Source organism: Massilia sp. Masssp94, assembly GCF_059491305.1.
The window spans coordinates 5,539,902-5,560,385 of record NZ_CP168501.1 but is presented as its reverse complement, the minus strand read 5'-3'; the positions used below and the strand labels follow the sequence as shown (position 1 = coordinate 5,560,385).

21 protein-coding genes and 1 tRNA gene are annotated in these 20,484 nt (G+C 65.2%); 5 read left to right on the top strand and 17 right to left on the bottom strand.

Annotation, left to right across the window (positions count from 1 at the left end):
* Positions 1–68: 68 nt before the first annotated feature.
* The 10 genes from ACEN9G_RS24750 to ACEN9G_RS24705 form a co-directional block, all read right to left on the bottom strand.
* Positions 69–701, bottom strand: a complete 633-nt coding sequence (locus ACEN9G_RS24750; RefSeq protein WP_036228513.1) for a response regulator — start codon at positions 699–701, stop codon at positions 69–71.
* A gap of 179 nt (positions 702–880) precedes the next feature.
* The gene (locus tag ACEN9G_RS24745; protein ID WP_413338905.1) at positions 881–1,288 is read right to left on the bottom strand and encodes a MerR family transcriptional regulator; all 408 of its coding nucleotides are present in this window, start codon (positions 1,286–1,288) and stop codon (positions 881–883) included.
* A gap of 24 nt (positions 1,289–1,312) precedes the next feature.
* Positions 1,313–1,708, bottom strand: a complete 396-nt coding sequence (locus ACEN9G_RS24740; protein WP_056135976.1) for an integration host factor subunit alpha — start codon at positions 1,706–1,708, stop codon at positions 1,313–1,315.
* Positions 1,709–1,872: 164 nt separating this feature from the next.
* Positions 1,873–4,299, bottom strand: a complete 2,427-nt coding sequence (gene pheT / locus ACEN9G_RS24735) for a phenylalanine--tRNA ligase subunit beta (RefSeq protein WP_413338903.1) — start codon at positions 4,297–4,299, stop codon at positions 1,873–1,875.
* 33 nt (positions 4,300–4,332) lie between these two features.
* A complete protein-coding gene (gene pheS, locus ACEN9G_RS24730) occupies positions 4,333–5,349 on the bottom strand; it encodes a phenylalanine--tRNA ligase subunit alpha (protein WP_036228506.1) in 1,017 nt (338 codons plus the stop codon).
* Positions 5,350–5,481: 132 nt separating this feature from the next.
* Positions 5,482–5,841 (bottom strand): 50S ribosomal protein L20, encoded by a 360-nt coding sequence (gene rplT, locus ACEN9G_RS24725; RefSeq protein ID WP_056135339.1) that lies wholly within the window; start codon positions 5,839–5,841, stop codon positions 5,482–5,484.
* Between the two features lie 25 nt (positions 5,842–5,866).
* Positions 5,867–6,067 (bottom strand): 50S ribosomal protein L35, encoded by a 201-nt coding sequence (gene rpmI / locus ACEN9G_RS24720; RefSeq protein WP_036228503.1) that lies wholly within the window; start codon positions 6,065–6,067, stop codon positions 5,867–5,869.
* Between the two features lie 286 nt (positions 6,068–6,353).
* Positions 6,354–6,824 (bottom strand): translation initiation factor IF-3, encoded by a 471-nt coding sequence (gene infC / locus ACEN9G_RS24715; RefSeq protein ID WP_495605463.1) that lies wholly within the window; start codon positions 6,822–6,824, stop codon positions 6,354–6,356.
* A 107-nt stretch (positions 6,825–6,931) separates the two neighbouring features.
* A complete protein-coding gene (gene thrS, locus ACEN9G_RS24710; protein ID WP_413338900.1) occupies positions 6,932–8,842 on the bottom strand; it encodes a threonine--tRNA ligase in 1,911 nt (636 codons plus the stop codon).
* 259 nt (positions 8,843–9,101) lie between these two features.
* A tRNA-Val gene (locus ACEN9G_RS24705) sits at positions 9,102–9,178 on the bottom strand.
* Between the two features lie 85 nt (positions 9,179–9,263).
* Here ACEN9G_RS24705 and ACEN9G_RS24700 point away from each other — a divergent pair.
* Both ACEN9G_RS24700 and ACEN9G_RS24695 read left to right on the top strand, forming a co-directional pair.
* Entirely contained in the window at positions 9,264–10,190 is a 927-nt protein-coding gene (locus ACEN9G_RS24700; RefSeq protein ID WP_413338898.1) for a cation diffusion facilitator family transporter, read from the top strand.
* Positions 10,191–10,260: 70 nt separating this feature from the next.
* Complete coding sequence (locus tag ACEN9G_RS24695) at positions 10,261–11,250, top strand: NAD(P)/FAD-dependent oxidoreductase (RefSeq protein WP_483127112.1); 990 nt, start codon at positions 10,261–10,263, stop codon at positions 11,248–11,250.
* A 71-nt stretch (positions 11,251–11,321) separates the two neighbouring features.
* Here the strand turns inward: ACEN9G_RS24695 and ACEN9G_RS24690 are convergent, their stop codons facing one another.
* The 6 genes from ACEN9G_RS24690 to ACEN9G_RS24665 all read right to left on the bottom strand — a co-directional run bounded on the left by ACEN9G_RS24690 (position 11,322) and on the right by ACEN9G_RS24665 (position 17,247).
* Positions 11,322–11,945 carry a hypothetical protein gene (locus ACEN9G_RS24690; RefSeq protein WP_483127111.1) on the bottom strand — a complete coding sequence of 208 codons (624 nt, stop codon included), beginning with the start codon at positions 11,943–11,945 and terminating at the stop codon, positions 11,322–11,324.
* Entirely contained in the window at positions 11,945–12,880 is a 936-nt protein-coding gene (locus ACEN9G_RS24685; protein WP_413342062.1) for an MlaD family protein, read from the bottom strand. The genes ACEN9G_RS24690 and ACEN9G_RS24685 overlap by 1 nt, the downstream gene beginning before the upstream one ends.
* Before the next feature lie 13 nt (positions 12,881–12,893).
* Positions 12,894–13,619 (bottom strand): ABC transporter permease, encoded by a 726-nt coding sequence (locus ACEN9G_RS24680; RefSeq protein WP_413342073.1) that lies wholly within the window; start codon positions 13,617–13,619, stop codon positions 12,894–12,896.
* 81 nt (positions 13,620–13,700) lie between these two features.
* Complete coding sequence (locus ACEN9G_RS24675; RefSeq protein WP_413342063.1) at positions 13,701–15,941, bottom strand: RelA/SpoT family protein; 2,241 nt, start codon at positions 15,939–15,941, stop codon at positions 13,701–13,703.
* 9 nt (positions 15,942–15,950) lie between these two features.
* Positions 15,951–16,301, bottom strand: coding sequence for a RidA family protein (locus ACEN9G_RS24670; RefSeq protein WP_036228482.1), 351 nt, complete (start codon positions 16,299–16,301; stop codon positions 15,951–15,953).
* Positions 16,302–16,374: 73 nt separating this feature from the next.
* Positions 16,375–17,247, bottom strand: a complete 873-nt coding sequence (locus tag ACEN9G_RS24665) for an alpha/beta fold hydrolase (RefSeq protein ID WP_413342065.1) — start codon at positions 17,245–17,247, stop codon at positions 16,375–16,377.
* 154 nt (positions 17,248–17,401) lie between these two features.
* Between ACEN9G_RS24665 and ACEN9G_RS24660 the strand changes: the two genes are divergently transcribed.
* Both ACEN9G_RS24660 and ACEN9G_RS24655 read left to right on the top strand, forming a co-directional pair.
* Positions 17,402–18,196 (top strand): 3-hydroxybutyrate dehydrogenase, encoded by a 795-nt coding sequence (locus tag ACEN9G_RS24660; protein ID WP_056135375.1) that lies wholly within the window; start codon positions 17,402–17,404, stop codon positions 18,194–18,196.
* Positions 18,197–18,580, top strand: a complete 384-nt coding sequence (locus tag ACEN9G_RS24655) for a hypothetical protein (RefSeq protein ID WP_413342067.1) — start codon at positions 18,197–18,199, stop codon at positions 18,578–18,580.
* 10 nt (positions 18,581–18,590) lie between these two features.
* Here ACEN9G_RS24655 and ACEN9G_RS24650 read toward each other — a convergent pair whose 3' ends face one another.
* A complete protein-coding gene (locus ACEN9G_RS24650) occupies positions 18,591–19,073 on the bottom strand; it encodes a hypothetical protein (protein ID WP_483127110.1) in 483 nt (160 codons plus the stop codon).
* A gap of 17 nt (positions 19,074–19,090) precedes the next feature.
* Between ACEN9G_RS24650 and ACEN9G_RS24645 the strand changes: the two genes are divergently transcribed.
* Complete coding sequence (locus ACEN9G_RS24645) at positions 19,091–20,383, top strand: metal-dependent hydrolase family protein (RefSeq protein WP_483127109.1); 1,293 nt, start codon at positions 19,091–19,093, stop codon at positions 20,381–20,383.
* The last annotated feature ends 101 nt before the right edge of the window (positions 20,384–20,484 follow it).

Genomic DNA, 20,484 nt, shown 5'->3' with positions numbered 1-20,484 from the left:
ATGACAAATTGCTAAAACAGTTGCAGGCCGAAAGACGCGGAATCCCCATGGCTTTCGGCCTACCCTGCTCAGTCGAGCAGATTGTTCTTCATGGCGTAGTACGTCAGGTCGCTGTTCGACTGCAGACCCATCTTTTCCATGATGCGAGTACGGTAAGTCGAGACCGTCTTGATCGACAGCGACAGGGCATTGCCGATGTCGGACACGGTCGCGCCCTTGGCCAGGCGAAGGAACACCTGGAATTCGCGGTCCGACAATTCCGTATGCAGCGCGGTGTTCGGATCGCGATCGAAACTCTGGGCCAGCAATTCGCCGACCTGCGAGCTGACGTAGCGGCGCCCCTGGTACACGGTGCGGACGGCCGTCTTGAGTTCGTCCGCGTCGCATTCCTTGTTCAGGTAGCCGTTGGCACCCATCTTGAACAGGTTCAGCGCATACTGCTGGGCCGGATAGCCGGACAGGATCAGGACCGGCAGATTGGGCTGGCCCTGTCGAATGGTGCGCAGGATATCGATGCCGCTCTGGTCCGGCATGGCGATATCCAGCAACAGCACGTCGCAGATCTCGCGGCGTGCGATGTCGAGGGCCTCGCGTCCTGTCGCGCCTTCGGCCACGACTTCGAACTCGCCCGACGACGAAAAAATCTGTTTGAAACCTGCTCGAACTATCTGGTGATCGTCACAAATGGCAACGCGTATCATTGTCTTCCCTTAAGTTTTCCCGATACAGGAAAGAGCCGAGGCTGGCCCCTCACGCCTCCGGTCAGGTCATGCGTTTGAGTCAGCAAACTGCAAGTGACATTTTAGCACCTCCGGGGTGCAGAACAACAGGCGCGCACGCCTGAGCTGGCTGCGTCGGCCGTTGCGCCCTCGGCGGGGCTTCAGGCTGCCGGCGAACCGTGCTTGAGCAGTGCGAGAATCGCGTGCAGCTCGGCACGCAATGCTTCCGGCTCGATGGTCGGCGTGGCCGGTGGTGGTGGCGTTTCCGGCAACGCGTCGGCCTCGTGCTGGCCGCGCCCATCGAGGCGGTTGCGTGCCCCGCTGATGGTGAAACCCTGCTCGTACAGCAGTTCGCGGATACGGCGGATCAACAGCACTTCGTGGTGCTGGTAATAACGGCGATTTCCACGGCGTTTGACCGGTTTAAGCTGGGTGAATTCCTGCTCCCAGTAGCGGAGCACATGCGGCTTGACCCCGCACAAGTCGCTGACTTCGCCAATCGTGAAATAGCGCTTCGCCGGGATCGGCGGCAGCACGGTCGGTTCCATCTTGTTCGGTCGGTCGTTCATCGCTCACAAGCCGTGTCGGCTTTATCAGGCTGCACGCGCCAGGGAAGGATGATCGGGTCCGTCGGGGCTGTCCGGATTGCGCGGGCTGCCCGGATTGGCCTCTTCGACCATCGCCTTCAGCTTCTGGCTGGCGTGAAACGTCACGACGCGGCGCGCCGTGATGGGGATTTCTTCCCCGGTTTTCGGATTGCGGCCGGGCCGCTGCGGCTTGTCGCGCAACTGGAAGTTGCCGAAGCCGGACAGCTTCACCGCCTCGCCGCGCTCGAGCGCATTGCGGATCTCGTCGAAGAACGTCTCGACCATGTCCTTGGCCTCGCGTTTGTTCAGACCGACCTGCTCGAACAGCAGTTCGGCCAGCTCCGCCTTGGTCAGGGTCGGCAACTCCTTTTCCGCTTCCTTCCGTACCCGGGCCACCAGCATCGCACGATGCAGGTCGGCGGCCAGCGCTTCCTGGAGCACGGCGGAATCAACGTCGTTGTTGTTAATTTTAAGCCCTACCTTCAAGTTCTGGATTTGGTGGGGGCTCGATCAACCTGCTGCGCGACGGTTGCTCGATACCCCTTCGAGGCACGTAGCCTTCGTTATCAACCGCGCAGTTTTGCGCCGTGTTTTTGTTGCGCCGCGGATGCCAGCGCGGCCATGATGGCCTCGACCGCATCGTCCTGCAGCGTCGATTGAGTATCTTGCAAGCCAAAGCGGAAAGCAAGACTTTTTTCATCTTGTTCCAAACCTTTTCCGCGGTATTCATCAAACAAAACAACGGCTTGCACGAGTTTGCCAAGCGCGTTCGACTCCAGTTCCGACTGGAAAGCGTCGAGCAGCGCCTGGGCCGGCACGTCCTGTTTCACCACCAGTGCGAGGTCGCGCGTGGCGCCCGGGAACTTGGAAATCTCGGCGTAGCGCGGCACGGCGCGCGCGCGCAGCGCGTCGGCATCCACCTCGAACAGCACCGGGGCCTGCGGCAGGTCGTACTTCTGCAGCCAGCGCGGATGCAGCTCGCCGATCACGCCGACGACCTTGCCGTCCACTTCCACCGTGGCCGAGCGGCCCGGGTGCAGCGCCGGGTGTTCGATCTTGCTGAAACGTACGGCGCGCGGTGCGAACAGCGCTTCCAGGTCGCCCTTGACGTCGAAGTAATCGACGGCACGGGTCGGCTGGCCCCACTGCTCGTCCGCGGCCGGGCCGTAGGCGATGGCGGCAACGCGCTTGGGCTGGTCGAAGCCGGCGACGGCCAGCGGACCGTCCTGCGCTTCTGCGTTGCGCAGGAACACGCCGCCCACTTCGAACACGCGCACGCGGCCGGCCTTGCGGTTCAGGTTGTAGCGGACGTTGGCGACGAGGCTGCCGATCAGCGACGAACGCATCACGCTCAGCTGGCTGGCGATCGGGTTCTGCAGGCGGATCGGGTCGGTATTGTTCGCGAAATCCGTTTCCCACTGCTGCTCGACGAAGCTCATGTTCACGACTTCCTGGTAGCCCAGGTCGGCCAGTTCGTGGCGGATCGCAAACAGCGAGCGGGTATTCTCCGGCTCGATCAGCATCGCCGACGGGGCCACCGGCGGCAGCGTGGGAATGTTTTCGAAGCCATACACGCGCGCCACTTCCTCGATCAGGTCTTCCTCGATCTCGATGTCGAAACGGTACGACGGCGCGGTCACGTGGAACAGGCCCTCTTCACGTTCGAACGGCAGGTGCAGGCGCGTGAAGATGTCGGCAACCATGTCGTCCGTGACGGGCACGCCGATGACCTTCGCGGCGCGCGCGGTACGCAAGGTAACCGGCTTGCGCTGCGGCAGGTTCGGGGCCTGGTCGTCGATCGGGCCGACCTTCGTGTCGGCCGTGCCGCAGATCTCGACGATCAGCGACGTGATGCGTTCGAGGTGCTCGGGGACGGTCGCATAGTCGACGCCGCGTTCGAAGCGGTGCGCAGCATCCGTCGAGAAATTGTAGCGACGGGCACGACCCTGGATGGCGTTCGGCCACCAGAATGCGGCTTCCAGGTAGATGTTGGTGGTGGCCAGCGAGACGGCCGTGGCATCGCCGCCCATGATGCCGGCCAGCGACTCGAGCTCTTTCTCGTCGGCGATCACGCCGATCCACTCGTCGATGTCGACCGTGTTGCCGTTCAGGAGCTTCAGCGTTTCGCCCTTGCGGCCCCAGCGCACGTCCATGCCGCCGTGGATCTTGTCCAGGTCAAACACGTGCGACGGACGGCCCACTTCCAGCATGACGTAGTTCGAGATGTCGACGAGGGCCGACACGGAACGCTGGCCGCTGCGCTCGAGGCGGCGCTTCATCCATTCCGGCGTCGCCGCCTTCGCGTTCAGGCCGCGGATGACGCGGCCGGCGAAACGGCCGCACAGGTCGGTCGCGGAAATTTTAACGGGCAGCACTTCGTCCGTGTTCACGGTCGCCGGGCGGAAGGCCGGCAGCGACAGCGGCACGCCGGTCAGCGCCGACACTTCGCGCGCCACGCCCAGCAGGGACAGGCAGTCCGCCTTGTTCGGCGTGAGCTTGATCGTGAATTTCAGGTCGTTCAGGCCGAGGTAGTCGCGGATGTTCTGGCCGATGGGCGCGTCTTCCGGCAGCTCCATCAGGCCGCTGCTCTCTTCCGAGATCTTCAGTTCTTTTGCCGAGCACATCATGCCCTGCGATTCCACCCCGCGCAGCTTGCCGACCTTGATTTCGAACGGCTTGCCGTCCGGACCCGGCGGCAGCACGGCGCCGGCCATGGCGCAGATCGCCTTCATGCCCGCGCGCACGTTCGGCGCGCCGCAGACGATGTTCAGCAGGGTGCCGGTGCCGACGTCGACCTGGCACACGTTCAGGCGGTCCGCGTTCGGGTGCTTGGCCACTTCCTTGACTTCCGCCACGACGACATTCGAGAACGGCGGCGCGACCGGTTCGACCTCTTCCACTTCGAGGCCGGACATCGTGAGCAGGTGCGCGAGTTCGTCCGAATTCAACTTCGGATCGACCATGGAACGGAGCCAGTTTTCAGAGAATTGCATATTCGTTTGCCTTGGTATTTATCGGACGTGTTCTTAGTTGAACTGCTTCAGGAAACGCAAATCGCCTTCGTAGAACAGGCGCAGGTCGTTGATCCCGTAGCGCAGCATGGTCAGGCGCTCCAGGCCCGAACCGAACGCGAAACCGATGAATTTTTCCGGATCCAGTCCGAAATTGCGGACGACCGTCGGATGCACCTGGCCGGCGCCCGACACTTCCAGCCAGCGGCCCTTCAGCGGACCGGAGCCGAACGCGATGTCGATCTCGGCCGACGGCTCCGTGAACGGGAAGTACGACGGGCGGAAGCGGACTTGCAGGTCGTCCGTCTCGAAGAACGCCTTCACGAAGTTCAGGTAGACGCCCTTCAGGTCGGCAAAGCTGATGTCTTCGCCGATCCACAGGCCTTCGACCTGGTGGAACATCGGCGAGTGCGTGGCGTCGCTGTCGACGCGGTACGTGCGGCCCGGCGCGATCACCTTGATCGGCGGCGTGTGCGTGCGGGCATAGCGCACCTGCATCGGGCTCGTGTGGGTGCGCAGCAGCAGCGGCTTGCCCGTGCTGTCGTTGCCTTCGATGTAGAACGTATCCTGCATCGAGCGTGCCGGGTGGTTTTCCGGGCTGTTGAGCGCGGTGAAATTGGTCCAGTCGGTCTCGATCTCGGGGCCGTCGGCCACGTCGAAACCGATCGAGCGGAAAATCTGTTCGACCCGTTCCCAGGTCCGCATGACAGGGTGGATGCCGCCCTTGGCGCGGCCGCGGCCCGGCAGCGTGACGTCGATCGCTTCGGCGTTCAGGCGCGCCATCAACTGCGCGTTGGCGAGATCCTCGCGGCGAGCCGTCAACGCCTGTTCGATTTTTTCTTTGGCGGCATTGATCAGGGCGCCCTGCGCCTTGCGCTGTTCGGGATCGAGCTTGCCGAGGCCCTTCATCAGTTCGGTCACCTGGCCGGTCTTGCCCAGGTATTTCGCTTTTGCGTTTTCCAGCGCGGCAGCGTCTTGTGCGGCGCCAAAGTCAGACTGGGCCGAGACGACGAGTTCTTCCAGCGAGTTCATGCGTATTCTTTTCCTATTGATGGCGGGAGACGCCAGAAACAAAAACAGGGCATCGGTCCTTCAACCTTTGCCCCGTCCTTTGCGCACCGGCCGCCTGGAGCGGCGCGATGCTGTACTTCTTGCTGTCGCTGATTAAGCAGCCAGCTTTGCCTTGACGGTGTTCACGATAGCGGCAAAAGCCGGCTTGTCGTTGACAGCCATGTCGGCCAGGACTTTACGGTCCAGTTCAATCGCGGCTTTCTTCAGGCCGTTCATGAATGCGCTGTAAGTCATGCCGTGCGAACGCGAAGCCGCGTTGATACGGGTGATCCACAGTGCGCGGAAAACGCGCTTCTTGTTGCGGCGGTCGCGGTATGCGTACTGGCCAGCGCGCATGACTGCTTGCTTGGCAATACGGAATACTTTGCTGCGGCGGCCACGATAACCTTTGGCAAGCGCAAGAACCTTCTTGTGACGGGCACGTGCAGTAACCCCACGTTTTACTCGAGGCATAGTAGCTCCTTAGTTTGATGTGAGATTAAACGGCCGACGGCATCATGCGGTAGACGCTTTGGACGTCGGACGCATTGATGTTACGGGTGCCACGCAGCTGGCGCTTGTTCTTGGTGGTTTTCTTGGTCAGGATGTGACGCTTGAACGCCATACCCGATTTGACGGTACCACCCGGGCGCACGCGAAAACGCTTTTTCGCGGAGCTTTTGGTTTTCATTTTCGGCATAGTCTTCTGCCCTCTTACAGGCAGCCTCATATGTGACAGGATTGCAGGTGGCAGCAACGCTGCTCTTGGATGCCTGCTTTCACTTGTCTCTGCAGCGGAAGCGGGTCCACTACAGTCTTGCATCCCCGTTCTTGCAAACATGGGAACCGCAGATTCTAGCACAGTTTTGGCCATGTGGGCACGGGGTGCCCACCAAACATTCGCGTTATCGAAAACGGAATAGGCCAGGCCCGAGCCGCGGGACGACCCCGGGCCCGGGCCTGGCCCGGCTTGACTGCACGAAGAATTACTTCTTCTTCTTCGGCGCGACCACCATGATCATCTGGCGACCTTCCAGCTTTGGAAACTGCTCGACCTGGCCATACGGCTCGAGGTCGCCGCGCAGACGCTCCAGCATGCGCTGACCGATATCCTGGTGAGCCATCTCGCGGCCACGGAAGCGCAGCGTGATCTTGGTCTTGTCGCCCTCTTCCAGGAACTTGATCAGGTTACGCAGCTTGATGCTGTAGTCACCCTCATCGGTACCCGGACGGAACTTGACTTCCTTGACCTGGATGATCTTCTGCTTCAGCTTCGCTTCGTGCGCCTTCTTCTGCTCCGAATACTTGAACTTGCCATAGTCCATCAGGCGGCAGACTGGGGGAACCGCGGTCGGCGCGATTTCCACCAGGTCCACGTTCGCTTCTTCAGCCAGACGAAACGCCTCGGCCAGGCTCACAATGCCCAGCGGCTCGTTGTCTATCCCGTTCAGACGCATTTCCGGGTAGTTGATTTCGCCATTGATGCGATGTGACGACTTGTCAGTAGCTATGTTGTTTCCTTTGAAAGTAAGATGGATAGTGCCGTCTCAAGGCGCGTGCTTGATTACTTCGCCTTGGATGCTACCTCGCCTTGGAGGCGTTCCAGCAGCGCATCGACCGACATGACGCCAAGGTCGACATTGCCACGGGCGCGAACGGCCACAGTGTTGGCATCCCGCTCTTTATCGCCGACAACTAGGATGTACGGCAGTTTTTGGACGGAATGCTCCCGAATTTTATAGGTAATCTTCTCGTTCCGCAAATCAGCGTGAACACGCAGGCCAGCCGCCTTCAGCTTTGCCTCGACCTGCTTCACGTAATCGGCCTGCGCATCCGAGATGTTCAGGATGGCAACCTGGACCGGCGCCAGCCACAGCGGCAGCGCGCCCGCGTAGTTCTCGATCAGGATGCCGATGAAGCGCTCCATCGAGCCGACGATCGCGCGGTGCAGCATCACAGGCACTTTACGCGAGTTATCTTCCGCGACATATTCCGCGCCGAGACGGCCCGGCATCGAGAAGTCGACCTGCATCGTGCCGACCTGCCACGGACGGCCGAGGCTATCCTTCAGGTGGTATTCGATCTTCGGACCGTAGAACGCGCCCTCGCCCGGCAGTTCCGTCCAGGTCACGCCGCAGCCGCGCAGCGCGGAACGCAGCGCTTCTTCGGCCTGGTCCCACACTTCGTCGGAACCGATGCGGTTGTCCGGACGCAGCGCGATCTTGACGTCGATGTTCGCGAAGCCGAAGTCCTCGTACACCTTCATCGCCTGGGCATGGAAGGCCACGACTTCCGGCGCGATCTGCTCTTCCGTGCAGAACACGTGGCCGTCGTCCTGGGTGAAGCCGCGCACGCGCATCAGGCCGTGCAGCGCGCCCGACGATTCGTTGCGGTGGCATTGGCCGAACTCGCCGTAGCGCAGCGGCAGGTCGCGGTACGAACGCAGGCCCGCGTTGTAGATCTGCACGTGGCCCGGGCAGTTCATCGGCTTCAGCGCATAGGTGCGGTTTTCCGACTCGGTCGTGAACATGTTTTCACGATAATTGTCCCAGTGACCGGTCTTCTGCCACAGGGTGACGTCGATGATCTGCGGCGCCTTCACCTCGTTGTAGCCGGTGACCTGGTAGGTCTTGCGCATGTATTGCTCGATCTGCTGCCAGATGGTCCAGCCCTTCGGGTGCCAGAAGATCAGGCCCGGCGCCTCGTCCTGGAAGTGGAAGAAGTCCAGCTGCTTGCCCAGCTTGCGGTGATCGCGCTTCTCGGCCTCCTCCAGCATGTGCAGGTATTGCTCCTGGTCTTCCTTCTTCGCCCAGGCGGTGCCGTAGACACGCTGCAGCATCTCGTTCTTCGAGTCGCCGCGCCAGTACGCGCCCGCGAGCTTCATCAGCTTGAAGACTTTCAGCTTGCCGGTCGACGGCACGTGCGGGCCGCGGCACAGGTCGGTGAACTTGCCTTCGGTGTACAGCGACACGTCCTCGTTCGCCGGGATCGATGCGATGATCTCGGCCTTGTAGTCTTCGCCGATCGACTTGAAGTACGCCACGGCTTCGTCGCGCGGCAATACCTTGCGGGTGACCGGCTCATCCTTCTTGGCGAGCTCGGCCATCTTCTTCTCGATGGCTTGCAGGTCGTCCGGGGTGAACGGGCGCTTGTACGAGAAGTCGTAGTAGAAACCGTTGTCGATCACGGGGCCGATGGTGACCTGCGCTTCCGGGAACAATTCCTTGACGGCATAGGCCAGCAGGTGGGCGGTCGAGTGGCGGATGACGTCCAGGCCTTCCGGATCCTTGTCCGTGACGATGGCCAGGTCGGCGTCGTTCTCGATCAGGAACGACGTGTCGACGACCTTGCCGTCGACCTTGCCGGCCAGCGCGGCCTTGGCCAGGCTCGGGGCGATGCTGGACGCCACCTGGGCGACCGTCACCGGACCTTCGAATTGACGGCTCGAGCCGTCCGGGAGGCGAACATTCAACATTGTGAGCTCCATCGGCGCCATGCGCCCGTTGATTAGCAGTTTGAAACCAAGAAATTTTGGACGAAAAAAAACGCGCACCAGGCGCGTTTCTTTCAGTGTCGTCGAGTTGCTGCGAAAGACAATATGACACCCTACCGCGTCTAGCGATTCCCCCACAACGTCGTTGTAGTTCGCGGTGTCATAACCGATTATGCCTTTCTCGCTCTTACTGACGACAAGAGCGGAAAACCGAAGTTCCCCGCGCTTGTCTTTGGTGTTCTGGTGGGCGGTGCAGAATTCGAATCTGCGACCCCTTGGATGTCGACCAAGTATTCTAACCAGCTGAACTAACCGCCCGTATGCCGCTATTATAAGGGGATCGGACACTATTCTGCAAGGACGCCGGGTATACTGCCGCCTGTTTTCCGATTCCCTCACTTTCATGTCCGACCAAGCCGGCTCCTCCGCCCACCTCCACGCCCACCTCGACGGCGACGCCCGCCACGCCCACACGATCGAAGGCCGCAGCCAATGGGCGATGGCCATCGCGCTCGGGCTGACCCTGCTGTATGCGCTGGTGGAGGTCGTCAGCGGCTTCCTGTCGAATTCGCTCGCACTGATCTCGGACGCCGGCCACATGGTCACCGACGCCGCCGCCCTTGGCCTCGCCCTGCTGGCCCAGCTGATCGCGCGGCGGCCGCCGTCCGCGCGCCATTCGTTCGGCTTCGTGCGCGCGGAGGCGCTCGCCGCCTTCGTGAACAGCCTCGCGATGCTGCTGCTCGTCGGCTGGATCGTCTACGAAGCCGTCCAGCGCCTCGCGCATCCGGAGCACGTAGGCGGCAAGACCGTGCTGATCGTCGCCGCGATCGGCGCCTGCATCAATATCGCCGTCGCGTGGGTGCTGTCGCGCGACGAGCAGAGCATCAACACGCGCGCGGCCCTCGTCAATGTGCTGGGGGACCTGCTCGGCTCCATCGCCGCCATCGCCGCGGGCGCCGTCATCCATTTCACCGGCTGGGTGCGCATCGACCCGATCCTGTCGATCTTCGTGTCGCTGCTGATCCTCAAGTCGACCGTGAGCGTGCTGCGCGAGTCCTATCACTTCCTGATGGAAGGCGTGCCGCACCAGATCGACTACCTGAAAATCGGCGCCGACCTGGCGGGCATTCCGGGCGTGCGCTCCGTGCACGACCTGCACGTGTGGGACATGTCGCCAGGAGAACCCGCGCTGATCGGCCACCTGGAAATCGACGACCTGAACGCCTGGCCCGACGTGCTGCGCGCGGTCAAGATCATGCTGCTCGACAAGCACGGCATCGACCACGTCACCTTGCAGCCCGAACTGCGCGACTGCTCCGACACCCTGTAAGCGGGTTCCGACCCGGCCTCGGGTCACGCGCCGATAGCCCAGCCGCAGTCCCGCTGCGGATAATCGGCACATGCCTACCTCCACCGAACTCGCCACCGCACACGTCTACGACACGCTGATCGTGGGCGGCGGCCCGGGCGGCCTCACCGCCGCCATCTACCTGCGCCGCTTCACGCGCAACGTCGCCCTCGTCGACAAGGGCAACAGCCGCCTGCGCCTGATTCCCGTCTCGCACAACTATCCCGGCTTTCCCGAAGGCGTGCCCGGCCACATCCTGCTGGGCAACCTCGCGTCGCAGCTGCAGCGCTACGGCGGCAGCGTGATGCCGGGCGAGATCGTCGACCTGCGCATCGAGGACGGCCTGTTCGTCGGCGACTACCAGCCCGAAGGCATCGATGACATCGTGCAGATCCGCGCCCACACGGTGCTGCTGGCGACGGGCGTCGCGGACGCGGGCCTCCCGATCGAGAACTGGCGCGAGGCCGTCGCGTTCGGGTCCGTGCGCCTGTGCCCCGTGTGCGACGGCTTCGACGTGATCGACAAGCGCATCGCCGTCGCGACGTCCGACGTGAACCCGGTCGGCCACGCGCTGTTCATGCGCACGTTCAGCGCGGACGTCACCCTGTTCGAACGGGGCTCCCCGTCGATGCTGGGCGCTGACGACCGGCGCCGCCTCGACGCGGCCGGCGTGCGCATCGTCGATTCGCCGCTGCTGTCCGTCACGCTGGACGCATCGATGAAACCGGTGCTGCACACGGAAGATGGACAGGACCACGAGGCCGACGTGTTCTACCCGATGCTGGGCGAGAATGCCAGATCGGGCCTCGCCGCGAAGCTGGGCGCGCGCACGGCGCAGTGCGACGAGATCGTCGTCGACGACCACCAGCAAACGACCGTGCCCGGCCTGTACGCGATCGGCGACGTCGTCGTGGGCCTGAACCAGATCGCCGTGGCGGCGGGCCAGGCGGCGCGCGCGGCCGTGCGCATCCACAACCAGTTGCCGCCGGCGCTGCGGCCCGCTCGCCCGCACCTGGAAGCGGCGCCGGGGACCAGCGCGTAGGGTAGGCGTCCCGTGCCCACGCCAATGCTTGCCGTATGCTGGCGTCACGCGTGGGCACAGGGGTGCCCAGCCTACTGGGCCAGTTCGATGCGGCGGCGGATGCCTTCCGCCGCGGCCGTGTCGCCTGCCGCGCGGGCACGCTGTTCCTGCACGCCCAGCCACGCCAGCAGCGGCCGGCGCCAGCCCTGGCTCGATGCCGTGTCGACCGCGGCGCCGATGTCCGCGGGCGTGATGCGCCCCGCCTTCAGCAGCGCCCCGGCCGCGACGAGCCGCGCCAGCGGATCGGCGACGCCGGCCAGCGAGCCGCTCGCGACGACGGCGCGGTGCTGCTCCGGCAGCAGGTTCGTTTCCAGTCCCTGCCACCGGCCGTCCAGGTAGGCGGCATACGCGCGCTGGGCCGGCGTCGCATCGTGCGCGACCGCCGCGAAGCCGGGGCACTCGTAGTCGAGCGCCGCCGCCTTCACGCCGCAGCGTACCAGTTCCGCCTGGGCGACGATGTCGAACCGCCCCGTGCTGGCGCTCGCGCGGCGGGCGCGCGCGAACTCGGCGTCGGCGGCGCCAGAGTCCCCGCGCAGGAAATCGTCCGTGTAACCGTCCAGGGAACTCTTCGCATCGCCTTCCCAGGCGGGCGGCTGCGGCTTGCTGGCGCAGCCGGACAGGACGACGAGCGCGGCAGCGATAAGAGGCTTGGTCATCATGGCAGCTTGATCTCCGTGTCCTGCTTGAACGGCCATTTGCGGTTGATCTCGTCGACGAGGCGGTTCACCTTGCGCAGGCTCGCATCGACCTCGCCGCGCAGCCGGCCCAGGTCGTCGGTGGCCGTGTGCGCGTTCTTCGCGACGGCCTGCGCCTCGGCCAGCACGCCGTCGGCCTTTTGGAGTGTCCCGCGCGCGTCGGCCAGCAGGCCGTTCAATTCGCGGATCGCACCTTGCGCATCGTCCATCACGCCCTTCTTGCCGAACACGCGCTGGTCGGTCTTCGCGAGCAGCGCGTCCACGCGGTGCAGGGTCTGCAGCAGCTTTTCCGCCTCCGCGTCGCCGCCCAGCGCCGTGCCCAGCACGCCGTAGCGGCCGGACAGGCGGCCGGACAGCGCATCGACGTTGGCCAGCGTGTTGCCGATGTGGGAATCGGCGCGCGTCATCGTCTCGAGGTTTTCCAGCAAGGTACGCGCCGTCGCCATCAGGCGCGGGATCTCGGCCGCCGCGTCGCCCCGCAGCACGGGCCGCTGGGCGTGGTCCGGCAGCGGCGGATCCGTCAGCACGCCGCTGTACGCGCGCAGCCGCGTCTCGCCGACGACGCTGCTCTCGAGCGTGAACACGCTCGTCGTGCGCAGCCATTTCGCATCGTTCTGCGCGATGTCGACGAGGATGTTGACCTTGCCGTCCTTGCCCAGCTCCACCTGGCGCACGCGCCCGATGGGGAAGCCGGCGAACGTCATGTCCATGCCCGGGATGACGCCCGAGGAATCGTCGGCGACGAGCACCAGTTCCTGCGTCTTCTCGAACACGCCGCGGGCATACATCACGTACAGGAAGAACGCCACGATCAGCGCGCCGATCAGCACGAGCAGGAACAGCGCCTTCGCTTCCACGTGTTTCGGTTCGTCGGGAGGGGTGTCTTTGTCGCTCATCGTTTGAATGTCGTTAGATGTATTTGACGGCCAGCGAACTGGCCTCGATCAGCAGCAGCACGAACAGCAGCCGCAGCGCGCCCGGCTGCACGTTCGTGTGCAAGCGGCGCGGACGGCGCAGCAGTTCCAGGATGGCGGCGCTCGGGATCACCGCCACCGCGAGCCCGAACAGCACCGTCTTGAACACGAAGCCGAGCGTCACCGTCGGGTCGAACACGCGGCCCACCGTGCGCGTGTAGTCCGGCAGGCCCCATGGCGACAGGCCGTACACGTTCAGGTACGCCAGCACGAGCACGATGACGCTGCTGACCATCGCGAGGCTCAGCACGGAAAACGCGTTGGCGATCACCTGCGGCACGAGGTCGCGGCGCAGGCGACGCAACGTCTCGGCCGTCGCTTCGCCGGCGGGCACGCCGCTGCGCGCGAGGCCCATGGCACCGGCATCGAAGGCCATGCCGGCCCGCAGCGCGGCGAACATCGCGGCCGACAGCGGCAGCAGTTCCAGCACGAGCACGCGCACGACCATTTCCAGCGCATAGCGCGACAGGCCGTAGCTCTGCGCCGTGACGAGCACGATGCGGATGATGACGAGGCTGACGAGCGCCGTCAGCACGGTGAACCAGGGCAGCACCTGCCAGGTGCTCGCGTAGATGTAGCGCGACGTGGCGAGGCGGTTGGCGCGGTGGTAAGTGGACGGCGTCAGCGCCATCACGAGCGCCACGGCGCCCAGGTGCAGCATCGACCACCAGCTGGCGACGTAGCGCGCGGCCAGGTGGCCCCAGAGGCGCGGCTTGACGTACAGGAGGGAGGTGATGGGCACCTATGTCCTCCGGGCTTCCTGGACACCCTTCACCTCGGCGATCGCCGCAAGCGCCTTCTGCAGCTGCCCGGTCGAGCTGATCTCCGCCGTGAACACCATCTTCGCGGTCCCCTTGCTGCTCTGCGTGTTCACGCCGATCACGTTGATCTTCGAGATCGCGAGCACTTCCGAGATGTCGCGGAGCAGGCCCTGGCGGTCGGCCGCGAGGATGAAGATATCGACCGGGAACACGGTCTCCAGGCCCGTCGTGCCCCATTCCGTCTCGAGCACGCGTTCCGGATTGCGCGCGGCCATCTCGGCGAAGTTCTTGCAGCTCGCGCGGTGGATCGACACGCCCTTGCCGCGCGTGACGAAGCCCATGATCGGGTCCGGCGGCGCCGGCTTGCAGCAGCGCGCCAGCTGCGTCATGAGGCCTTCCGTGCCGACGACCAGCACGCCCGACTTGGCGCCCTGCTCCACGCTCGACGCGCGGCTCTTGTTGACGACGGCTTCGTCCGGCATCGGGGCCGCCGGCGCCGCGTCGTGCAGTGCGGCTTCCACGTGGCGCAGGCTGAATTTCTCCTTGCCCACCGCGATGAACAAATCGTCGACCTTGGCGAAGCCCAGCTTGTGCGCCAGCGTATCCAGGTTGACCGCGGTCTTGCCTTCGCGCTGCAGCGACTTTTCGACGAGCGCGCGGCCGTGGGCCAGCGTCTCCGCCAGTTCCAGCGCGTGGAACCAGGCGCGGATCTTCGAGCGCGTGCGGCTGCTGACCGTGTAGCCGGGGCTGAGCCAGTCGCGCGACGGCCCCTGGCTGCCGGCCGGCCCCTTCGCGGTGATGATCTCGCACGTCTGGCCGTTTTTCAGCGGCGTATTCAGCGGCACCATCACGTTGTCGATCTTGGCGCCGCGGCAGCGGTTGCCCACCTCGCTGTGCAGGTGGTAGGCGAAGTCGATCGGCGTCGCGCCCACCGGCAGCTCGAGCACGCGCGCCTGCGGCGTCAGCACGAAGATGCGGTCGTCGAGGGTCGTCGATTTCAGCTTCTCGACCCACTCGCGCTGCAGCTCTTCCTGTCCCGTGACGGCGCTCGCGACTTCCGTCTTCCACGCCAGCAGCTGGCGCAGCCACGCGATCTTCTCGTCGTATTCCTGGCTCTTGAAATTCGAGCCGCCTTCTTCCTTGTAGCGCCAGTGCGCCGCGACGCCGTACTCGGCGAAGTTGTGCATCTCCTGCGTGCGGATCTGCACTTCCAGCGGGCGCCCGTCCTCCGCGGTGACGACCGTGTGCAGCGACTGGTAGCCGTTCGCCTTCGGGCGCGAGATGTAGTCGTCGAATTCCTTCGGGATCGGCGTCCAGATGTTGTGGACGACGCCCAGCACCGTGTAGCAGGTCTTGATGTCGCCGACGATCACGCGGAACGCGCGCACGTCGTACAGCTCGGAGAAATCGAGCTCCTTGCCGCGCATCTTCTTCCAGATGCTGTAGATGTGCTTCGGGCGGCCGAACACTTCGGCCTCGATGCCGGCGGCCGCGAGTTCCTTCTGCAGGCGCTCGATCGACGACGCCACGAAGCTCTCGCGCAGCATGCGCTTCTCTTCGAGCATCTTGGCGATGCGTTTATAGGTGTCCGGCTCCATCATCCGGAACGACAGGTCTTCCAGTTCCCACTTCAGCTGGAAGATGCCGAGCCGGTTGGCGAGCGGTGCGTACAGGTCGAGCACCTCGCGGCCGTAGTTGCGCGTGACGTCGTCGAAGCGCTTGTGCTCCGCGAAGTAGCGCAGCGTGGTCACGCACGAGGCGAGGCGGATCAGCACGACGCGCATGTCGCTGGCCATCGCCAGCAGCATCTTGCGCAGGGTTTCGACCTGCGCCATGGCCTCCTGGGCCGCATTCTTGCCGCGCCCGACGGGGGCCTGGGCCGCCGTCAGGTCGCGCAGGCGGATCAGCTGGTGCACGCCGCGCACCATGTCCGCCACTTCCTTGCCGAAGCGCTCCTCGAGCGCCTCGGCCACGCCCGGGTCCACGATCGCCAGCTCGAACAGCAGGCCGGCGATGCGGGTCTCGGCATCGCTGCGCAACAACGCCAGCGTGCCGGCCACGCCCAGCGAGAACTCGAACGCGCTCTGGCCGGTGCCGGCCGTGCGTTCGACATAGCGCTCGGCCGCGAAGTCGAGCGCGCCCTTTACGCGCGCGCAGTCGTCGGGGCCGAGGCCATGGACCAGCTGGGAGGTGGCGTCGCCGAGCGCGACAATCGATACCATCGCGTGTGCTTACGCCTGGGCGGCCACGACGACGATTTCGACCAGGCCGGCCGGATCGGCCAGCTTGGCTTCGACGGTGGCGCGCGGCGGCGTCTGGCCCGGCACGACCCACGCTTCCCACACGGTGTTCATGGCCGGGAAGTTGGCCATGTCGGTGATGTAGATCTGGGTCGAGATGATGCGGCTCTTGTCGCTGCCGGCTTCCGCCAGCAGGCGGTCGATGTGACCCAGCACTTCGCGCGTCTGGCCGAGGATGTCCTGCGTCGTGTCGCTGGCGACCTGGCCGGCCAGGTACACCGTGCCATTGTGGATGGCGACTTCGGACAGTCGTTTGCCTACGTGCAGTCGTTTGATTTCCATGCTTTTCTCTAGTAATAAAACCAGGCCTTGCGGCCGTTTCGCCCGGCCGTGGAGCCGAACACCTCCGGCTTGCTCAGCCGGTCAAAAATTCCCGTGCGATCGCGATCTGCTCCGGCTGCAGGAACGTGGGCGCATGGCCCACGCCCGCGATCTCCGCCAGGCGCGGTTTCGGTCCGCGCCGCGTCATCTCTTCCGCCGTCGCGCGCGCCAGCAGGTCGGAGTGCTCGCCCCGCACGAGCAGCGTGGGGCAGCGGATCGCGTCGTACGCGGCCCACAGCTGCGCCTCGTCCTGCGCCACCTTCTGCGGCGTCATGGCCTTGAACGGCTGCGCGAGCCCGAGGTCGTAGTGCAGCGCCCATTGCCCGTCCGGCTGCTGCACGAGCACGTCGCGCGCCAGCTTGTCCCACTGGGCGTCGCTGTGCGGCCCGAACGGCGTCGACACCGTCCGCACGTACGCGGCCCCTTCCGCGAAGGTCGCGAAGCGGATGGCCTGGCCGATGTAGTCGCCGATGCGCGCCAGCGCCACCGGGTCCAGCACGGGCCCGATGTCGTTCAGCACCATGCGGCGGACCGGGCTGCCCGGCAGCGACGCGAGGGCAATGCCGATCAGGCCGCCCATCGACGTGCCGAACCACTCGACGCCTTCATCCCCGGCCGTGACGCGGGCGATCAGGGTCACCATGTCGGCCACGTATTGCGGAATGACGTAATGCGCCGGGTCGCGCAGCCGGCCGGACCGGCCGCGGCCGACGACGTCCGGGCAGACGACGCGGTAGCGGTCGCTCATGGCCCGCGCCAGCGCGTCGAAATCGTCCGCCACGCGCGTCACGCCATGCACGCAGACGAGCACGTTCGTGTTGGCGGGGTCGCCCCACTCCTTGTATGCCATGCGGTGCAGGCCGACGGGCGAACTGCACAGCACGGATTTCAGCTTCGGTTCGCTCATTTTCAAAAGTTCCGACGATCACCATGCATCCGCCGGAAACATCAACGACCAGGCGGCCGCCAACATTTTACCCGGTGGAGCGATTAGAATTCTACCAAGTCTGGCCCGGGACCACCCGGCTCTCATAGAAACTGTCCACGAGAAAGAGGAACGAATGAAATCCACCATGTTAAGCGGCAAGACTGCACTCGTCACCGGCTCGACCTCGGGCATCGGCCTCGGCATCGCCCGCGCGCTGGCCGAGCAAGGCGCCAACATCGTCTTCAACGGCTTCGGCGACGCGCAGCAGATCGAAAAGCTGTACACCGACATCGGCCAGGAATTCGGCGTACAGACCGCTTACCACAACGCCGACATGTCCAAGCCGGACCAGATCCAGGCGATGATGACCTTCGCGCTTGAGAAATTCGGCGGCGTCGACATCCTCGTCAACAACGCCGGCATCCAGTACGTCGCGAACGTCGAGGATTTCCCCGTCGAGAAATGGGATGCGATCATCGCCATCAACCTCAGCTCGGCCTTCCACACCACGCGCCTCGCGCTGCCCTACATGAAGCAGAAGAACTGGGGCCGCATCATCAATCTCGCGTCGGCCCACGGCCTCGTTGCATCGGCGCAGAAGTCGGCGTACGTCGCCGCCAAGCACGGTCTCGTCGGCCTGACGAAATCGACGGCGCTGGAGACGGCCCCGACCGGCGTCACCGCCAACGCGATCTGCCCGGGCTGGGTGCTGACCCCGCTCGTGCAGAAACAGGTCGACGACCGCGCCGCGCGCGAGGGCATCAGCAACGAGCAGGCGAAGAAAAACCTGCTGCTGGAAAAACAGCCGTCGGGCGAATTCGTCACGCCGGAAGAACTGGGCGCGCTGGCCGTGTTCTTCTGCAGCCCGGCCGCGAACCAGGTGCGCGGCGTCGCGTGGAACATGGACGGCGGCTGGGTCGCGCAATAAATGCCCATCGACGAACCCCTGGAGATTCCGGGCCTGCACGACGCCTGCCTGGAACTCGCGCACGTCGTGCTCGCGTCAGGCCAGCCGCAGGTGTCGCGCGACATCCTCGAAACGCTGGCCGACCGCTTCGAACGCGAAGCGGCCGACTTCGCGCTGCTCGTCGCCAACGCCGGCCGCGACACGGCGCTGCTGGCCCGCGCCGTGCACTACCTCGTCGACGCCCACGCGCTGCCGCTGATGGGCACCGACATGGAATGGTTCCGGCAGGCCCTCGCCTGCCTCGTCGAACTGGCCGTGCCCGGCATCGCGCTGTCGGCCAAGGGCGCGGCGTTCCTGCATGACGTCGAGACCGGTATCGCGCAATCGATGCAGGATCTCGAATGATACTGTCCGGTCAGGGCGCCGTCCGCGGCTCGGTCGCGTGCAGGTCGTCGATCGCCTTCCGGTATTCACGCGACGCCTTCAGCCGGTCCAGGTAGCGGACCGGGCGGCGCTTGTCCAGGCCAATCGAATACTCCAGGCTGCCGCGCACGCCGCAGTACGCCCGGCAGCTCGAGACGGCGTCGGGCGTGGCACGGTCGGTGAGCGTCAGCTGGCCGTGCGCCACGCGCACCCGCAACGCGCACTGCGGCGCTTCCGGCAGCGGCGACGGCGCCGGATCGTGGTAGACGAACGCACCCTGTTCATACCGGCCCATGCCGGCGATGTCGCACATGTGGCCGTTGTAGAAATCGAGGTGGGCGCGCACGTACACGTGATCGGCATCGTAGGGCACGATCTCGATGACGTCCTCGGCCTGGTACGGCACATCCGCCTCGCCTGGCGCCTTGCCGGGCGTGATCGTCCCGCCTCGGCTATGATCGCCTTTTCGCTTCACACGACGAGAAAGGACACATGATGCGAGCACTCCTGGCGACGCTGGCCCTGCTGGGCTGCACGATGCAGGGCGCGCACGCCGCCGACCGGCGTCCCGTGCTGCTCACGCCGGATAAAGTCTGGACCGGCGACGGCGCGCCGCACGCCGGCTGGAGCGTGCTCGTCGCGCAGGGCCGCATCCAGGGCGTGGGCCCGGCCTCGACCCTGCCCGTCCCCGCCGACGTCGACCGCATCGCGCTGCCCGGCAAGACCCTGATCCCGGGGCTCATCGACCTGCACTCGCACGTCCTGCTCCACCCCTACAACGAAACGACGTGGGACGACCAGGTGCTGAAGGAAGCGCCGGCCTACCGCGTCGCGCTGGCCGTGCGCCACGCGGCCGACACCCTGCAGGCCGGCTTCACGACATTGCGCGACCTCGGCACGGAAGGCGCGGGCTACGCGGACGTCGGCATCAGGCGCGCCATCGAGGAAGGACAGATCCCCGGCCCGCGCCTGCTCGTCGCCACGCGCGCCATCGTCGCCACGGCGAGCTACGGCCCGGCCGAGCGCAGCTATCGGCCGGACATGGACATCCCGTACGGCGCCCAGCAGGCGACGGGCGCGGACGAGGCGACGAAGGCCGTGCGCGAGCAGGCCGCCCACGGCGCCGACTGGATCAAGTTCTATGCCGACTACCGCACGGGTCCGGACGGCGGCACGCGCCCCACGTTCACGCTCGAGGAAATGAAGGCGATCGTCGCGGCCGCGCACGCCGGTGGCCGCAAGGTGGCGGCGCACGCGAGCAGCGACGACGCGATCCGCCTGGCCGTGCTGGCCGGCGTCGACACGATCGAACACGGCTACGGCGCCAGTGAAGCGACGTTCAGGCTGATGCTGGAACGCAAGGTGGCGTACGTGCCCACGTTGACGGCGCCGGAAGCGATCGGCGAATACTTCCAGCGCCACGTCCGCGGCGGCGCGCCCACGCCCGCGATGCAGCAGGCCGAGCGCGCCTTCCGCCTCGCCCGCAAGCTGGGCGTGACCATCGGCAACGGCAGCGACGTCGGCGTGTTTGCGCACGGCACGAACGAGCGCGAACTGGAGTGGATGGTCCGCCTGGGCATGAGCCCGACGGAAGCGTTGCGCGCCGCGACGGTCGTCGCCGCCGGCATCCTCGACCGCAAGGACCTGGGCGCGATCCGCAACGGCATGCTGGCGGACGTCGTCGCGGTCGACGGCGATCCGACGGCGGATATTGCTGCGCTGCGCAAGGTGGGATTCGTGATGAAGGGCGGAATGGTGTACCGGAATCAGCCAGGGATTCAATGAGCGTCATTCACCGATCGGCATTCCTGATATCCGCTGCGGCGTTGCGGTTTTCCACAATAGCCGATGCAGATATTTTGCGTGATGATGACGGTGTTACTAAT

Coding starts and splice junctions, on each gene's coding strand:
- rplT (WP_056135339.1), bottom strand. CDS start 5,841: ATGCCTCGAGTAAAACGTGGGGTTACTGCACGTGCCCGTCACAAGAAG.
- pheS (WP_036228506.1), bottom strand. CDS start 5,349: ATGAACTCGCTGGAAGAACTCGTCGTCTCGGCCCAGTCTGACTTTGGC.
- ACEN9G_RS24665 (WP_413342065.1), bottom strand. CDS start 17,247: ATGAGCGAACCGAAGCTGAAATCCGTGCTGTGCAGTTCGCCCGTCGGC.
- ACEN9G_RS24695 (WP_483127112.1), top strand. CDS start 10,261: ATGCCTACCTCCACCGAACTCGCCACCGCACACGTCTACGACACGCTG.
- ACEN9G_RS24745 (WP_413338905.1), bottom strand. CDS start 1,288: ATGAACGACCGACCGAACAAGATGGAACCGACCGTGCTGCCGCCGATC.
- rpmI (WP_036228503.1), bottom strand. CDS start 6,067: ATGCCGAAAATGAAAACCAAAAGCTCCGCGAAAAAGCGTTTTCGCGTG.
- infC (WP_495605463.1), bottom strand. CDS start 6,824: ATGCGTCTGAACGGGATAGACAACGAGCCGCTGGGCATTGTGAGCCTG.
- ACEN9G_RS24680 (WP_413342073.1), bottom strand. CDS start 13,619: ATGCTGCACCTGGGCGCCGTGGCGCTCGTGATGGCGCTGACGCCGTCC.
- ACEN9G_RS24645 (WP_483127109.1), top strand. CDS start 19,091: ATGATGCGAGCACTCCTGGCGACGCTGGCCCTGCTGGGCTGCACGATG.
- ACEN9G_RS24750 (WP_036228513.1), bottom strand. CDS start 701: ATGATACGCGTTGCCATTTGTGACGATCACCAGATAGTTCGAGCAGGT.
- thrS (WP_413338900.1), bottom strand. CDS start 8,842: ATGTTGAATGTTCGCCTCCCGGACGGCTCGAGCCGTCAATTCGAAGGT.
- ACEN9G_RS24660 (WP_056135375.1), top strand. CDS start 17,402: ATGAAATCCACCATGTTAAGCGGCAAGACTGCACTCGTCACCGGCTCG.
- ACEN9G_RS24740 (WP_056135976.1), bottom strand. CDS start 1,708: ATGCTGGTGGCCCGGGTACGGAAGGAAGCGGAAAAGGAGTTGCCGACC.
- ACEN9G_RS24685 (WP_413342062.1), bottom strand. CDS start 12,880: ATGAGCGACAAAGACACCCCTCCCGACGAACCGAAACACGTGGAAGCG.
- ACEN9G_RS24700 (WP_413338898.1), top strand. CDS start 9,264: ATGTCCGACCAAGCCGGCTCCTCCGCCCACCTCCACGCCCACCTCGAC.
- ACEN9G_RS24690 (WP_483127111.1), bottom strand. CDS start 11,945: ATGACCAAGCCTCTTATCGCTGCCGCGCTCGTCGTCCTGTCCGGCTGC.
- ACEN9G_RS24675 (WP_413342063.1), bottom strand. CDS start 15,941: ATGGTATCGATTGTCGCGCTCGGCGACGCCACCTCCCAGCTGGTCCAT.
- ACEN9G_RS24670 (WP_036228482.1), bottom strand. CDS start 16,301: ATGGAAATCAAACGACTGCACGTAGGCAAACGACTGTCCGAAGTCGCC.
- ACEN9G_RS24655 (WP_413342067.1), top strand. CDS start 18,197: ATGCCCATCGACGAACCCCTGGAGATTCCGGGCCTGCACGACGCCTGC.
- pheT (WP_413338903.1), bottom strand. CDS start 4,299: ATGCAATTCTCTGAAAACTGGCTCCGTTCCATGGTCGATCCGAAGTTG.